Genomic DNA, 16,366 nt, shown 5'->3' with positions numbered 1-16,366 from the left:
ATGAAACCATGCGGTCTGTCCTCATGAAGGGCTCATGCGGACAATAATGGGGCCAACTTCCTCAAAACTGTCCTCATGAGTTTTTTTAAGATAAGATTTCCATAATGTCCTCTTCCGTTAAACCAGAACTCTCCCGTTCCTCAGAATCGATAATTTCTTCAATCAAGTGTCTCTTTTTGTCCTGCAATTCGCTGATTTTCTCTTCAATGGTGCCGCGAGTAATGAGTTTGATGACTTGGACGACGTTTTTCTGACCAATGCGGTGCGCCCGGTCGGCAGCCTGTTCTTCGACCGCAGGATTCCACCAAATGTCATATAAGATAACCGTATCCGCTCCCGTCAGATTAAGCCCTGTTCCTCCCGCCTTCAACGAGATCAGAAAAAAGTCACGTTCCCCTTCATTAAACCGATTGCAGGTTTCCAATCGTTCTTCAGATGGAGTCCCGCCATCCAGGTAGAAAAATGGAAGCCCCTTAAGCGCTAAATTTCTCCCGATTAACTCAAGCATTTTCGTGAACTGGGAAAAAATCAGCACTCTACGTCCGGAAAGCCTAGACTCCTCTATGATTCTTAGCAGCATTTCAAATTTCGCAGAACGACCTTGATACCCGTCCACAAACAAAGAAGGATGACAGCAAATCTGTCGCAATCTGGTCAAACCAGCGAGAATTTTGATCCGATTTTTCCGAATCGTGTCCTTATCAAGATGTTTCAGCGTATCTTCCCTGAGCTTCGCCAAGTATGCGGCATACAGCTTCTTTTGCTCCGGGAACAGCTCTGCTGTCTCCACGAATTCCAATTTTTCCGGAAGCTCGGAAGCCACATCCTCCTTCATCCTCCGCAGCAAAAAGGGACGGACTCTTCGCGCAATTTTCTTTCTTGTTAGATTGCTGTATTCTTTTAGTCCCTTGAATAGTTCAGGAAATACCACGTGAAAAATGGACCACAATTCTTCCAGTGAATTCTCTACAGGTGTACCGGTAAGCGCAAACCGGTAATCAGCCTTAAGTCTTTTTACCGCACGTGCAGTCTGGGTTATCGGATTCTTAAAGGCTTGGGCCTCATCAAAAAATACCGAATGGAAGGTTTTTTTCTCATACCATTTGATATCCCGCCGCAGCAGTGGATAGGATGTGATGATCACGTCCATATCTGTGGCTTCCTTTTGAATATGGGACCGTTCAGCCTGATTACCGTCCACAACAACAGCCTGAATTTCCGGAGCAAACTTCATCATTTCACTTAGCCAGTTATATGATAAAGAGGATGGACAGACAATCAGAGCCGGCTGCTTCCTTTCACGAATGTCAGCTAGCTCTGATAAAATAAACGAAATACTTTGCAGTGTTTTGCCAAGCCCCATATCATCAGCTAGAATGCCACCAAACCCATAATGGGCAAGGTTCTTCATCCATTGGTACCCCCGTTTTTGATAATCACGCAAAACAGACTCCAAACTAACTGGCACTTCAAATTGCAAACTCTCCGGATGGCGGAGGTTATCAAGAAATTGACGGAATGAGTCCTCCACAATAAGCACTTGGCTTTCATCCACTGAATCAAGCAGCGAAAGCCCTTGTAAAATTGAAACCTCGAAGCCATTTTCTAGATTTTTATTCTCCACTGAAATCCCATTTAGGAAATGTTGGATGTCTTCAAACTCCTTTGATTCCAACGAGAGTAGCGAACCGTTTCGCAGACGATAATATTTCCGTTTTTCCTCTAGCGCCATTAGAACCTCTTTGATTTGCTGCTGTGGGATCCCATCCAGTTCAAACTTAAATTCCAGCCAATTCGTCCGTTCTTTTTTCATTCTCACTCTAAATGCCGGAGGAGTATTTCCGCGAAAAATTCGATTTCGCACCGCTGTTGTCGCATAAATTTGCACCAACTTTTGAAGCTGTGGGACAACATGGGTAAGAAAGTCATATTCCAATTCCTCATTATGTAAAAAGTAACCACCGTCCGTCTTGGCAAACGAACTATCCTCGATCAATTGGAGAATTTCTTTCTCCTTCTCTTCATCCCTGATCAGCTTAGTGCCTGCAATAATTCCCCGATCCTCAAAAGGATTGACGACAATATTTTCATAGTGAAATTCCAGTCCGGCAAGCAAACGACTTTTCACCCGATCCAAGTAAAGTTTGGCAATCAGAGGCGTTTTCATAAACTCTTTTGCAAGAGTCCCAGATAGTTGGATATGACCCAATTTCTTCAAACCCGGAATTACTTTTTCGAAAAAGTGCTGAATTTGCCCTTGAGGAATGAAAATTTGGTTCGTTCCTGAACCATCCAGCATCTGTTTTAGATCAGATAAACGCTGGCAATCCTCGGTTTTCATTCTGATTATTTTTCCTGTTGATAATACAGAATCATAGGAGGCTAAAATAACCATACGGGATAAGCCTTTCACTTTTAACGAATAGTTTTTGCCCTCTACTTCGCTAAAATCAAACTGCAAAGGGGGCAGCTCATCCGTTATGGTCAAACCGTCAAACGTATGACCGTCATATTCCAGTTTCACCAGTGGTGCCCTTGTAAGTAAAGCTTGCAGCAGTTTCCAAGAAGATGGGGGAATAAGAAGCAGTTCCATGCTGGTGTAATCTGATGGATTCTGTTCATCTTGCCCCACCTGAATGAGATGTTGAATCACGGCATCAGCCTCTTTTTGGAAGCAGTGAAGGCTTGGATTATACAACAATGAACTTGAATGACCTCGTTTCACAGCCTCTAGAAACCGCCTGATATTTTCTACTTTCGTTTGTCCGATGAACAACTCGATACTAAACATGTTGGATTCCGTTTCAAACATAAGGGGCTTGATGATAAACGCCACATCAAGCACTTTTCTGTTTTCAAAATGAAGCTGATGACCGCTGGAGCGTTTTGGCTGATGAGTGAAGATGCTCAGCAAGCCTGCGGCCAGGTCCGAGTCGTCGGATATGGTGTCTGCCGGAAGCCTTAGCGGCGTGGTTCCGTTGCGCTGATAATCGTCAATGGCAAACAAGACTGCAGCAATATGCTGACAATCCTTTTGAAAGGAGGCTAGCTTAGGGCAACTGCACTTGGACCTGAAACCATCATGATCTTTCCTTTTAATCACCACATGGAAATCCTCTGTGCCCGATACTCTTGCTTCACATAGGTCGGAATCATAATGTTCAAATGTTACTTTATTCGCACGGTAAAAAGCCTCGCCTCTTTTGAAGGAGACAGTCCCGCACAATTCTTTAATCATTTTTTGATTTAATCTGATATTCAACTGACTGACACCTTTCCGAAGACACTTTTAGCGTGAAGAATAAATTTTACCTATGGCGAGCTTTATAAACCTAGTCATAACGACCAGCTCGAGCCAATCTCACCCCCAACGGGCTTTATGAACCCAGGTATATCGACCCTTCCCAAGCAAAAAACTGCCCTACGTGACTCAAGGCAGCTTTTCCATCTACTTTGAATTAAGCACTCGTTTGCCAATCCGCTCAAATAGCCGTGGAAAAAGAACGTAAATGACGCTTCCCATGTTCATCCAGCGCGGCAGGTTGATTTCCCTCGTTTTCGTCAACATACTATCGACGACCTTACGGGCAACAAATTCAGGCTGGAGCATGAACCGCTGCACACTTTTGACATAAGTACCTTGTTCATCAGCAATAGTAAAAAAATCAGTCGCAATCGGCCCCGGATTCACTGATGTAATCATAACATTATAATCAGATAGTTCCATTCGCAATGCATTCGTGTAACCAAGCACGGCATGCTTCGTAGCAGAATAAACACTAGATTTTGGGGTGGCAATTTTCCCCGCCTGCGAAGCAATATTAATAATATGGCCAAAACGCCGGACGCGCATCTTTGGCAAGACCATGCTGGTGCATGCCATCAGCCCGACTACATTGACTTCAAACATTCCTTTAATTTCATCAATCGAAGCTTCATGGGCCTCACGAAACACCCCAAAGCCGGCATTATTCACAAGAATATCAATGTCCCCAATCGAATCAAAAATCCGTTGAAAAACTACCTGCACTTGATTGGTGTCTGACACATCAAGCTTAAAAATATCCACTTTCACTCGATATTTTTGCTCCAGTTCGATTTCCAGCTGTTCAAGCTTATCAAAACTGCGTGCAAGCAAGACAAGATTAGCACCACTTGCTGCACAAAGCTTAGCAATTTCCGCACCGATTCCACCAGATGCCCCGGTAATGACAATATTTTTACCTATTAACTGTTCTCTAACCATCCTAACACCTCATCAGAGCCTGAACCCGGACCATTACAGCTTAGCTTGATAAAGAACGGGCTGACTATTACTACTACTAATTTCCCCGATAGAGGCTAAATAGTCAAGCTGGGCAACTGTTTCTGAGATTGTCAGCATCGGCTCACGCTGATAGACAGAAGGAAACAGACGTTGGCAAATTTCAAATACGGTAAGCCGCTCCTGTTTCAGCCAATTATTAACCGTCATTGCCCTCTCATGCTGTCGCAATAGTCTTTTTTCAATTAGTTCCTCCAACTGATAAACCTCCTCACCGTGCCCTGTATAGACGCATTGAATCGGATAAAACAAAAGTTTCTTCATGGAGTCATTCAACTGTAACTGCGATTTGGGTCTTTCTTTTTCACCAGGGACAGGCGGCTCTAGCAAGGGATTCGGTGAAATATGTGCGAGAATAAGGTCGCCGCCAATTAAGATCCCATCCTTTTCCCTGAAAAGCGCAATATGGCTTTGGGCATGACCCGGTGTTTCAATGACCTGCCAGTCGCTCAATCCAGGAGGTCTCATCCCCTCAACGAGATGTCCGGTTAGTGAGCGATTACATGAATACTTTAGTGTTTTTCTTAACTTAGAAAGTAACGGGATATATTCTGCAGGCAGCCCAAACTCCTGAAAATTCACTTTGAAAAATTCTTCTTGTTCTTGAAAAAATTCTTCTGTCGGATGAATCCAGCGTTCATTCAGTGGATGACCGTAGACCTCTAACGAATCCGGAAAAAAGTCGAGCATTCCGGCATGGTCAGGGTGATGATGAGTAAGCACCACTTGCTCAATATCGTAAGGACTTAAGCGTAATTCAGCCATTTGTTCAGTGAGAGAATTCCAGCATTCTTCCGTTTTTACACCTGCATCAACAAGGGTTAACCGCTCTCCTTTAATCAAATAGGCATTTACATCACCAACTGCAAAAGGTGTTGGCAAGATAATCTTGGCAATTCCATCTTTCCATTCTGTCATATAAAAAAACTCCTTACTTTTATGACTGTATAAAAAATCCATGTGAACATTATTAATTAAAGTGTAGCGATTTTTCCCTTAATTGTCATTATTCCTGCATAACCTTTTAGAAAAAATAAAAAATTCATACTATTTATCTCTTGACAGACAGGCTGTTTTTCAAGCATAATCACTATTAAAATTTGATTCGTTGAAAGCGATGAGTAAGGCCAGTAAATGAGAAATGGCGAAAGAGAGTGAAGTTCAGCGGCTGAAAAACTTCACCGCCCTCTTAATCATTGAACCTACCTTATGAGCACTTAGGAAAACCTAACGTAATCCCACGTTATCGGGAGTCGAGTGAACCCTTATTGAAACATTCAATAAGGGTAAATGAAGGTGGTACCGCGGAAGCTAGACCTTTCGTCCTTTATGGATGAAGGGTCTTTTTGTATTTTTTTAAGCGGACGCCAGAAAAAATAGGAGGAAGATCAATGAAAAAAATTGCAATTGTTGGTGCCGGTTCGATGGCTGAGGCCTTTATTTCAGGTATTCTAGAAAATGGTTTAATAGAACGACAAAATGTTTGGGTGACAAATAATTCGAATGAAGAAAGGTTAGCTGATCTTAGAGAGCGTTATGGCATTCACAGCACCTATGATTTAGATACTTTTTTTGAAGGTGCAGACATTGTCATGTTAGCGATGAAGCCAAAGGATGCGGCCACAGCAATTGATACTATTCGTGAACATTTAACCGAGCACATGCTAGTTGTTTCCGTCCTAGCGGGTGTTTCCATGAATGCAATCGAAATAGTAGCGAGAAAACCGCTTTCGATTGCCAGATCCATGCCGAACACATCTGCAGCAGTCGGAAGATCCGCAACTGCCATTGCCGTAAATGAACGCGTATCCGCAGATCAGCTCGAAACAACAAAGCGACTCTTTGGTACCGTGGGTTTAGCAAGGTTTGTAGAGGAAGAACAGCTTGACGCGGTAACCGGACTGTCTGGAAGCGGCCCTGCCTATATTTATTATCTCATCGAGGCAATGGAAAATAGTGCAGCCGAGATTGGACTTGAGAAGCAAGTGGCGAAGGAACTCATAGTACAAACACTAATCGGAGCCGCAGAAATGGTGAAAAACTCTTCAAAATCACCTGAGCAATTACGGAAGGAAGTGACAAGCCCCGGTGGAACAACTGAGGCAGGAGTCAAGATTTTAGAGGCACATGGAGTGCAGCAAGCATTCATTTCATGTATTCAAGCAGCTACAGCTCAATCGAAAAAGATGGGAGACGCCTTATGTTCGCAGCTAAAAGTGGGAAGATCCTCTTAAAAGTGTATCTTTGCCTCCAGTTGCCTTAAACTAAACATAGGATTATGATGTTTAACTTCGATAAAAAGGGCTGGGGAAATGGAAAGCATACTAATCATATTATTTACACTTGGTATTCTTGTATGGCTTGTTTTTCTATTAGATGCACTAATTGGTTTCCGCCATTTAGATGCTCTTGAAAAAGAGCCAGAACTCGAAACAGGGCCATTATTGTCGGTAATCGTGGCAGCACGAAACGAAGAAAAGCAAATCACTGCAAGTATTCTTAGTCAGCTGAAGCAAACCTATAAACATGTTGAATGGATCCTTGTGAATGACCGTTCCATCGATGGCACAGGCAAAATAATGGACGAATTGCTTAGAGAAGATGCACGCATTACCGTTATTCACATAACAGAACTTCCAGAAGGCTGGCTGGGAAAGAACCATGCATTATATAAAGGGACACTTCAATCTTCCGGAAAATGGCTATTATTTACGGATGCGGATGTGAGATTTGAAGAAGAAGCATTTGCCAAGGCCTTACATTACTTTGAAAAACACCAGCTAGACCTTTTAACGGCTGCCCCCAATTTAAATGCAAACCGTTTTTGGCTAAAAACATTTGTTGCCTTCTTCCTTTTCGGATTTTCCTATTTTAAACGTCCATGGATGGCAAATAATCCAAAGTCGAAGATTGGAACAGGGATTGGGGCATTTAATCTTGTTTCCAAAACAGCTTATGAGTCATTTGGCACCCATGAAAAAATTAAAATGAGACCGGATGATGACTTGCAGCTGGGGATGAAAATGAAAAGGGCCGGCTACAGGCAACGAATTGTGACGGCACAGCGACTAATTGAAGTGGAATGGTATGGAAGTTTGAAAGAAGCATTTGTTGGGCTTGAAAAAAATACCTTCGCTGGGTTAAATTATCGGATCAGCATGGTATTCTTTTCTATTTTCGGGGTGTTTGTCACGAATGTTCTCCCCTTCTTGACCATTTTTTCCGGAAACAAGACGATCGTACTCCTAAGCTTAGGGAATATCGTGACCAGCGGAATTCTTTACGTTGTCATCATCAAGCGGATGACGGTCTTCTCCCCTGCCCTTTTTCTTGTATTACCCATTACAGCTTTACTCTTTATCTATTCCATTATTCGGGCAAGTTTTCTCACCTTTAAACGCGGCGGAATTGTCTGGCGGGGCACAACCTACCGCTTAAGTGAGCTCCGGGAGAAAGAGTAAAAAGCAGGATTTTACATTAATTTTGTGCCGTTTGCTATACTAAAAGTGGTTTAGCTAAATAGACAGGAGGCCTATTTAAATGGCAGTAAAATTATTTTCTCCTTATACCATTAAGGGAGTTACATTTAAAAACAGAATTGTGATGGCACCAATGTGCATGTATTCCAGCCATAACGGAGACGGCCATATTCAAAACTGGCATCGCACCCATTATACAACCCGAGCAGTTGGTCAAGTCGGCCTGATCATTGTTGAAGCAACGGCGGTAACACCACAAGGCCGGATTTCTCCTCAGGATTTAGGGATCTGGAGTGATGAACATATTGAGGGCTTTCAGGAGCTTGTTGGTTTAATGAAGGAGCATGGTGCCAAAACAGGGATTCAACTCGCCCATGCCGGCCGAAAAGCCATTTTAGAAGGCGAAATCATCGCCCCATCTGCCCTCGCCTTTAATGAGAAATCGAAAACACCTAAGGAAATGACAAAAGCAGATATTGAAGAAACAGTCGAGGCCTTTAAAAAAGGGGCCGAACGAGCCGCAAAAGCCGGGTTCGATGTTATCGAGCTTCACGGTGCACACGGATATCTACTGAATGAATTCCTCTCACCGCTTTCCAATAAAAGAAGCGATGAATATGGAGGTTCCGCAGAAAATCGTTACCGAATCTTGCATGAGGTCATTGATGCGGTTAAAACGGTTTGGAACGGCCCGTTATTCGTCAGAGTCTCTGCTCATGATTATCATGAGGAAGGGTTAACCGCAGAAGATTACATAGTATTCGCCAAGTGGATGAAAGAGCAAGGCGTCGATTTAATTGATGTAAGCTCAGGCTCTGTTGTTCCGGCACATATTAACGCCTACCCAGGATATCAGGTAAAATACTCAGAAACCATTAAAAATGGTGCGGACATCCCAACAGGTGCTGTCGGTTTAATCACTTCTCCAATCCAGGCCGAGGAAATTTTACAAAATGACAGAGCGGACCTAGTCTTTTTAGCCCGCGAATTACTGCGTGATCCCTATTGGCCAAGAACAGCAGCCAAAGAGCTCGGTGTAAGCCTGGAAGGACCAAAGCAATACCAGCGCGGCTGGATATAACTAAATATGATAATGAAAAAAAGAGAGGAAGCCACGTTTAAAATAGTGGCTTTTTCTATTTTGGGATAAATTTTCCAAATAAAAAAAGAAGCCCAAAATGAATTAGACTTCTAATTGTTTACTTATTTCTATTTATTATAATTCGACTACTAGATTGCCTACTTGAGCGGAATATTTATTTCCTTAAAATCCTCCGCTATTTCTGTATTCGGAAATACTTCCTTCGCCTCATCCACTAATTCACGCCAATTATTTCTGTCGTAACGAGAACTAATATGGGTCAGGCACAACTGCTTACTCCCGGACCTTGAGGCAATGTCTGCAGCCTGATGGGTGGTCGAATGAAAATAATCGAATGCCAGCTTCTCTTCCCCTTTTGCGAAGGTAGCTTCATGGATCAAAAAATCGGCGTTTTTTGCTAGCACCAGTGCATTTTCACAATATCTTGTATCGCCAAGAATCGTGACAACCCGCCCCTTTTGGATTGGCCCTAGAAACTCATCAGGTTTAATTACCCGGCCATCTTCAAGTGTGATGGTTTCCCCGTTTTTTATTTTGCGAAAAATTGGCCCCGGCTGAACTCCTGCCTCCTTCAACTTCTCTGCAAGCAATGTACCCGGCCTGTCTTTTTCGACAATCCGATAGCCGTAAGATGGAATACCATGTTCAAGCAGGCGGGCTTCCACCGTAAACTGTTCATCTTCAAAAATAACGCCCTCATTAATTTCGATAACCTTTAACGGATATTTTAAATAAGTCTGACTTAAAGAAAGACTTACCTGAATAAATTCTTTAATCCCTTTTGGCCCATACACCGTTACTTCAGATTCCCCGCCTTGAAAAGAACGGCTCGATAACAAACCGGGCAGACCATAAATATGATCCCCATGAAGATGGGTTATAAAAATTTTTTCAATCCGCCGCGGTTTGATGGATGTATGTAAAATTTGATGCTGGGTAGCCTCTCCGGCATCGAATAACCAAATCGCCCCCCGCTCCTCGAGCAATTTAAGCGCAATTGATGTCACATTGCGAAGCTTGGCCGGCATTCCTGCCCCCGTTCCTAAGAAAAAAATATCCACTGTTAAAAGCTCCCTTCTTCACCGTACCATTCATTCAATAGTGATAATATATCACAATCTTTCATCAAATTCTCTTTCAACTTTACCTAAAGTAATAAATCGTTACATTCAAAACATTATATTTGCGAATCCTAGACGAAAGAGATAAATTTAATACTTGATACAACAATTTACTGAGCATTCAGGCTTTAAGAAGAGAGGGTTCAAATAGGTGGAGCAAAACATGACTTCCTTAATAATGATTTTTGGAGCAACGGGTGATTTAGCAAAACGAAAGTTATTTCCTTCCCTTTACCGATTATATTCAAAAAATAAACTAGACAAATTTGCGGTAATTGGTGTAGCAAGAAGATCTCTTACGAATGAAGAGTTTCAACAGTCTGTAAGGGAATCGGTTATATCAGCTTTAGGGAATAAGGATAATCTTGATGAATTTATTTCCCGTTTTTACTATCAATCACACGATGTAGCAGATTCGGGCTCATATATTCAGTTAAGAAAATTTGCCAATCAGATTGATGAAAATTACCAGCTTGAGGGGAACCGCATCTTTTATCTGGCAATGGCACCGGAATTCTTCGGCCCGATTGCCTTGCATCTCAAATCAGATGGATTAACAGATGTAAAAGGCTATAAACGGCTTGTAATTGAAAAGCCATTCGGACACGACTTAGAGTCTGCCAAAGAATTAAACAAGCAAATTAGAAGTGCATTTTTAGAAAAAGAGGTCTACCGGATTGATCACTATTTGGGAAAAGAAATGGTTCGAAACATAGAGGTCATCCGTTTTGCCAATGCTATATTCGAACCACTTTGGAATAACCGGTATATTTCCAATATTCAAATTACCTCAAGTGAAACCCTTGGAGTCGAAGAACGCGGACGTTATTACGAAACGAGCGGCGCCTTACGGGATATGCTGCAAAACCATATGATGCAAATGGTGGCGCTGCTTGCGATGGAGCCGCCAATTAAACTGACGACTGATGAAATTCGTTCCGAAAAGGTTAGGGTATTTCGGGCATTAAGAACGGTCGAGGGGGATGAAGTGAATAATTACTTCGTCCGAGGTCAGTATGGTGAGGGAGCAATTGAGGATAAGCAAGTCCCGAAGTATCGTGATGAGGCAATGGTGGACAAAGAATCGAATACCGAGACCTTTGTTGCTGGAAAAATTATGATTGATAATTTCCGCTGGGCCGGTGTTCCTTTTTATATCCGCACAGGTAAAAGAATGACTGCAAAATCAACAAAGATTGTGATTCAATTTAAGGACATTCCGATGAATTTATATTATCAAACGGACAAATTATTAAATCCGAACCTGCTCGTAATTCATATTCAACCGGAGGAAGGAATTACCCTGCATCTTAACGCTAAGAAGGCAGGCGGTCACTTGGATGCTCAAGAGGTGAAATTAAGCTTCGCCAATACTGGGGTTCATGCGATGAATACTCCTGAAGGCTATGAGAAACTTCTCTACGATTGCATGCGCGGTGATGCCACCAATTTCACGCATTGGGATGAAGTGGCCTATTCGTGGGCCTTTGTTGATAAGATTTCGGAGGCATGGGAAAAAGAAAAAGCAGCATTTCCTAATTACGAGTCGGGATCAATGGGTCCAATGGAAGCGGATGAGCTATTAGAAAAAGACGGACGCTTCTGGTGGCCTGTTTCGGATTTAGAAGTAGATATTTGTAAGTAAGCAGCAAAAGCTCCACTTTGTTTAGTTGGCAAAGGGGAGCTTTTTATTCTTCATCTTTATTTTTATCGGGGAAAGTGCGCAGAAAATCTTTATTAAAGCTTGTGCCTGTTCCGATGTTATGAGTGGAATCTACATTATGTGATCCTGCAGGTTCAATAATATTTTTTCCGTACTTTTCACGAAGACTGGAAAGGGTTTTAAGCAGAGGCTCCTTTTTCGCATCCTTTTCATAGGAAAACAAATCTAACTGTTTATAAGCATGATCATGATCAACTAAATCATTCCCGGTAATCCCCAATAACCGAATTGAGTCCCCATTCCAGGATTTTAGAAAAAGCTGTTTAGCAAACGCCGCAATATCTTCTTTATGTTGAATAGGATTCGGAAGTTTCTTACTTCTAGTAATCGTCTTCCGATCTTTAAAACGGATGGTAATGGCCAAAGCAGATGCGAGGACATTTTTTCGCTTTAATCTGACAGACACCGTTTCCGCCAATGATTCAAGCACATGGAAAAGCTCTTGTTGATTACTAATGTCTCTAGGCAGGGTCGTGGAATTGCCAATACTTTTAAACTCCTCAATGGATTCGGGATCAACTGGCCGCTGATCAATCCCATTCGCCCGCTCTTTTATCCGAATTCCATTAATACCAAGGAGGGTTTTTAGCTGGATTTCATTCCCATTGGCTAAATCTCCTATTGTGTGAATGCCAATTGTTGTCAGCTTCTCTGCCGTCTTTTTTCCAACCCCATGCATTTCATTCGTATTCAATGGCCAAAGTACCTTGGGAATATCACGTTTGCGAAGGATGGTAATCCCCATTGGTTTCTTCATATCAGAAGCCATTTTTGCTAAAAATTTATTCGGGGCGATGCCAATGCTGCAGGGTAAATCGAGCTGCTCCAAGATTCGTTTTTGAATACTGTTGGCGATTTCAATCGGGCTGCCAAATTCAAAGCTTTCGGTAATATCCATATAGCCCTCGTCGATCGAAACAGGTTCAACAAGCGCCGTATATTGCCTCAGAATGTCAAACATCCCCATAGAAGCCGCCCGATACCGTTCAAAATTGGGGCTCTTCACAATTAACTGCGGGCACAGTTTCTTCGCTTCCCACAGCGGCATGGTCGTTTTGACGCCAAACTTCCTCGCCTCATAGCTGCAGGTAACAATAATCCCTCTCCGCTCTTCAACGTTCCCGGCAATCGCCAGCGGTTTGCCCTTCAGTGTTGAATCATAGGCCATTTCAACCGAAGCGTAAAAACTATTCATATCCACATGTAAAATGACACGTCCGTTCTTCGGATACATTTCCTTCACAGCGAACACATCCTTAAAACAATTGTACTATCAGTATAACAAAAAGGAGAGCCATTGGCTCCCCTTCGTAAAGCTGCATCTATTGATTTGTCACTTCGTCTATGATCGCAATGGTCATTTCAGCGAGTTTGTATAATTCTTCAAGCGGCATACGCTCGTTTGTGGTATGGATTTCTTCATAGCCAACAGCCAGGTTCACTGTTGGGATGTTAAAGCCATTAAATACATTGGCATCACTGCCGCCGCCACTATGCTGCAGTTCACAGCTGCGGCCAATTTTGCCAGCTGCTTTGCGGGCAAGTTCAACTACTTGGTCGCCCTCGCCAAATTTAAAGCCTGGATACATGACTTCCACATCAACTTCGGCTTTTCCGCCCATTTCGGCAGCAACTGTTTCGAAAGCTTCCTTCATTTTGCTAACCTGTGCTTCCATTTTTTCAGGAATAAGCGACCGTGCTTCTGCTAAAATATCCACTCGATCACAGACGATATTGGTTGCTTGACCACCTTCAAAACGGCCAATATTTGCTGTCGTTTCATGGTCAATTCTTCCAAGCGGCATTCTTGCAATTGATTTAGCTGCAATCGTAATCGCAGAAACACCTTTTTCAGGTGCCACCCCTGCGTGTGCTGTTTTGCCATAGATCACGGCTTTTACTTTTGCTTGGGTTGGAGCAGCGACAACCACATTACCAACCAATCCATCGCTGTCAAGGGCATACCCATATTTCGCTTTCAGCAAGGATGGATCTATCGCTTTTGCGCCAAGTAGACCGGATTCTTCACCGACGGAGATCACAAATTGAATCATGCCATGTGGAAGATTGTTTTCTTTTAATAAGCGGATGGTTTCAAGCATAACAGAAATGCCCGTTTTATCATCGGCACCTAAGATGGTTGTGCCATCGGTGACAACATAGCCGTTTTTAATCGAAGGTTTTACGCCCTTCGCAGGTGTTACGGTATCCATATGGCAAGAAAAATAAATCGGGTCGACTCCTTCTTTTGTTGCAGGAAGTGTGCAAACTAAGTTTCCAGCACCGTGGCCTGTTACCGCGGTTGTATCATCTTCAAAAACTTCAAGACCTAAATCAGTAAATTTTTGTTTTAATACTTTCGCAATTTCAGTCTCATATTTCGTTTCTGAGTCAATTTGCACAAGTTCTAAAAATTCATTCAAAAGACGTTCTTGATTCACCATTGTTTGACCCTCCCAATTATGTAAACACTATTGTCCAGCGGAAGCGCCTAGGCGCCTCCGCTTTTCCTATTCCAGTATACCTCTTTCCGGTTAATATCATCAAATGAAAGATAATGTGAGTCAAATCAAAGCGGGATATTTCCATGTTTTTTATAGGGTCTGGATTCCTTTTTATTTCGCAGCATTTCTAACGATTGAATAATTTTAATTCTCGTTTCCCGTGGATCGATGACATCATCGACCATGCCTCTGCTTGCAGCGACATAGGGATTCGCAAACTTTTCCCGGTATTCATCAATTTTTTGCTGTCTTGTCAGCTCAGGATTTTCACTATTATTAATCTCTTTAGCAAAAATAATATTGGCAGCCCCCTGCGGCCCCATGACGGCAATTTCGGCATTTGGCCATGCAAACACCAAATCAGCACCAATCGATTTACTATTTAACGCCACATAGGCACCGCCATAAGCTTTCCTTAAAATAACCGTCAGCTTCGGTACGGTTGCTTCTGAATAAGCGAATAAAATCTTTGCCCCGTGACGGATGATTCCCCCGTGCTCCTGCTTAACCCCAGGGAAGAAACCTGTCACATCTTCAAACGTAATAATCGGAATATTAAAAGAATCACAAGTTCGGATAAATCGAGCCGCTTTATCGGATGAATCAATATCCAATCCGCCCGCCATTACTTTAGGCTGATTGCAGACGAGCCCCACCGTCTCTCCTTTAATCCGGGCGAATCCAACAACGATGTTTTTCGCAAAATTCTTTTGAATTTCCATAAACGAGTCGGCATCGGCAACTTGTTCAATAACTTTACGAACATCATAAGGCCTTACTGCATCAAATGGAATCACGTCCGTTAAATCCGGGCGATAATCATTTTCATCCTCCACTTTTTGTCTTGGCGGCTTTTCTTCGTTATTTTGCGGAAGATAGCTTAACAGCCTACGGACATTTTCTAAAACCTCAGCCTCCGATTTCGCTTGAAAATGAGCATTTCCACTGATGGAATTATGAACATCAGCCCCGCCTAGATCTTCTGCCGATATTTTCTCACCTGTTACTGTTTCAATTACCTTTGGCCCAGTAATAAACATTTGGCTTGTTTTTTCAACCATAAACACAAAATCGGTAATCGCCGGTGAATAAACAGCACCGCCTGCACATGGTCCCATAATCACTGAGATTTGCGGGACCACACCAGAGTAAATCGCGTTCCTGTAAAAGATATGCCCGTATCCATCAAGCGAAACAACCCCTTCTTGAATCCGGGCTCCGCCAGAGTCATTAAGACCGACAAATGGCGTCCCATTTTTAGCCGCTAAATCCATTACACTGGCGATTTTTTTCGCGTGCATTTCCCCTAATGCGCCGCCAAAAACCGTAAAGTCTTGAGAGAATAGATAAATCGGCCGGCCGTTTACCTTTCCATATCCAGTTACAACCCCATCGCCAGGCCCCTTTTGCTCATTAAGTCCAAAATCATTCGTGCGATGTTCAATGAACGGATTCAATTCGACAAATGTACCTTTATCTACTAATAATTCGATCCTTTCTCTTGCCGTTAATTTCCCTTTATCATGCTGTTTATCGATTCGCTCGTCGCCGCCGCCGAGCTCAACCTCCCTGCGTTTATCATATAATTCATTTAATTTTTCATAGATGTCGATCATTTATCCCTTCATCCCTTTCTTCTCGCAAAGCTCATATAAAACACCTGATGCCGATTTAGGATGCATGAAAGCAATATCTGCTCCTCCTGCACCAGGTCTTGGCGCCTCATCAATCATCCGGATCCCTTTAGCTTTCATTTCGGCAATTCTTTCTTCAATTGATGTGACACCAAGTGCCACATGGTGAATCCCCTCACCGCGTTTTTCGATAAATGTAGCAATCGAACTTTCTGCTGATGTCGGCTCAAGCAGTTCGAGCTTCGTTTCTCCCGCTTGCAAAAAAGCGACTTTGACCTTTTGACTGTCCACCACTTCTATTCTTAATAAGGAAAGCTGTAACACATCCGTATAAAAAGGGAGTGTATTCTCCAAGGATTTCACGGCAATTCCAATATGGTCGACTTTTTTAATCATGTATACCCCTCTGTTCCACTATTAAAATTTTTTCGACAATTATTGTATTCGGTAAAAAGTTCATAAATCCTTCCCAAAATTGC

General features: G+C 42.7%; 12 protein-coding genes and 1 other annotated feature. Of the genes, 4 read left to right on the top strand and 8 right to left on the bottom strand.

Features of this window, described 5'->3' with window-relative positions; translation table 11 throughout:
• Nucleotides 1–85: 85 nt before the first annotated feature.
• The 3 genes from ACIQXV_RS04760 to ACIQXV_RS04750 form a co-directional block, all read right to left on the bottom strand.
• Nucleotides 86–3,262 (bottom strand): DEAD/DEAH box helicase, encoded by a 3,177-nt coding sequence (locus ACIQXV_RS04760; RefSeq protein ID WP_402956518.1) that lies wholly within the window; start codon nt 3,260–3,262, stop codon nt 86–88.
• A 186-nt stretch (nt 3,263–3,448) separates the two neighbouring features.
• Nucleotides 3,449–4,246, bottom strand: a complete 798-nt coding sequence (locus ACIQXV_RS04755) for an SDR family NAD(P)-dependent oxidoreductase (RefSeq protein WP_402956516.1) — start codon at nt 4,244–4,246, stop codon at nt 3,449–3,451.
• A gap of 33 nt (nt 4,247–4,279) precedes the next feature.
• Entirely contained in the window at nt 4,280–5,242 is a 963-nt protein-coding gene (locus ACIQXV_RS04750; RefSeq protein ID WP_402956515.1) for an MBL fold metallo-hydrolase, read from the bottom strand.
• 190 nt (nt 5,243–5,432) lie between these two features.
• Nucleotides 5,433–5,655: a binding site (T-box leader), on the top strand.
• A gap of 60 nt (nt 5,656–5,715) precedes the next feature.
• On the opposite strand from ACIQXV_RS04750, the gene proC reads away from it, so the two are divergent.
• The 3 genes from proC (at nt 5,716) to namA (ending at nt 8,884) form a co-directional block, all read left to right on the top strand.
• Entirely contained in the window at nt 5,716–6,558 is an 843-nt protein-coding gene (gene proC / locus ACIQXV_RS04745) for a pyrroline-5-carboxylate reductase (RefSeq protein WP_402956514.1), read from the top strand.
• Between the two features lie 78 nt (nt 6,559–6,636).
• Nucleotides 6,637–7,785: a glycosyltransferase family 2 protein gene (locus tag ACIQXV_RS04740; RefSeq protein WP_402956513.1), complete on the top strand. Its 1,149-nt coding sequence runs from the start codon at nt 6,637–6,639 to the stop codon at nt 7,783–7,785.
• A gap of 79 nt (nt 7,786–7,864) precedes the next feature.
• Nucleotides 7,865–8,884: an NADPH dehydrogenase NamA gene (namA, locus tag ACIQXV_RS04735; protein ID WP_402956512.1), complete on the top strand. Its 1,020-nt coding sequence runs from the start codon at nt 7,865–7,867 to the stop codon at nt 8,882–8,884.
• Nucleotides 8,885–9,042: 158 nt separating this feature from the next.
• Here the strand turns inward: namA and rnz are convergent, their stop codons facing one another.
• A complete protein-coding gene (rnz, locus tag ACIQXV_RS04730) occupies nt 9,043–9,966 on the bottom strand; it encodes a ribonuclease Z (RefSeq protein WP_402956511.1) in 924 nt (307 codons plus the stop codon).
• 223 nt (nt 9,967–10,189) lie between these two features.
• Here rnz and zwf point away from each other — a divergent pair, with 223 nt between their 5' ends.
• Entirely contained in the window at nt 10,190–11,671 is a 1,482-nt protein-coding gene (zwf, locus tag ACIQXV_RS04725) for a glucose-6-phosphate dehydrogenase (RefSeq protein WP_402956510.1), read from the top strand.
• Nucleotides 11,672–11,714: 43 nt separating this feature from the next.
• On the opposite strand, the gene ACIQXV_RS04720 is transcribed toward zwf, so the two are convergent.
• From ACIQXV_RS04720 to mce, 4 genes are all read right to left on the bottom strand, one after another.
• A complete protein-coding gene (locus ACIQXV_RS04720; RefSeq protein WP_402956508.1) occupies nt 11,715–12,992 on the bottom strand; it encodes a DNA polymerase IV in 1,278 nt (425 codons plus the stop codon).
• Between the two features lie 79 nt (nt 12,993–13,071).
• Nucleotides 13,072–14,193 (bottom strand): tripeptidase T, encoded by a 1,122-nt coding sequence (locus tag ACIQXV_RS04715; protein WP_402956506.1) that lies wholly within the window; start codon nt 14,191–14,193, stop codon nt 13,072–13,074.
• 125 nt (nt 14,194–14,318) lie between these two features.
• Nucleotides 14,319–15,869, bottom strand: coding sequence for an acyl-CoA carboxylase subunit beta (locus tag ACIQXV_RS04710; RefSeq protein ID WP_402956504.1), 1,551 nt, complete (start codon nt 15,867–15,869; stop codon nt 14,319–14,321).
• Nucleotides 15,870–16,283 (bottom strand): methylmalonyl-CoA epimerase, encoded by a 414-nt coding sequence (gene mce, locus ACIQXV_RS04705; RefSeq protein ID WP_402956502.1) that lies wholly within the window; start codon nt 16,281–16,283, stop codon nt 15,870–15,872.
• Between the last annotated feature and the right edge of the window lie 83 nt (nt 16,284–16,366).

It is taken from the genome of Neobacillus sp. NPDC097160 (assembly GCF_044762155.1).
Taxonomy (GTDB): domain Bacteria; phylum Bacillota; class Bacilli; order Bacillales; family Cytobacillaceae; genus Neobacillus.
The sequence above is the reverse complement of the archived record's forward strand: the minus strand, read 5'-3'. Positions and strand labels throughout refer to the sequence as shown.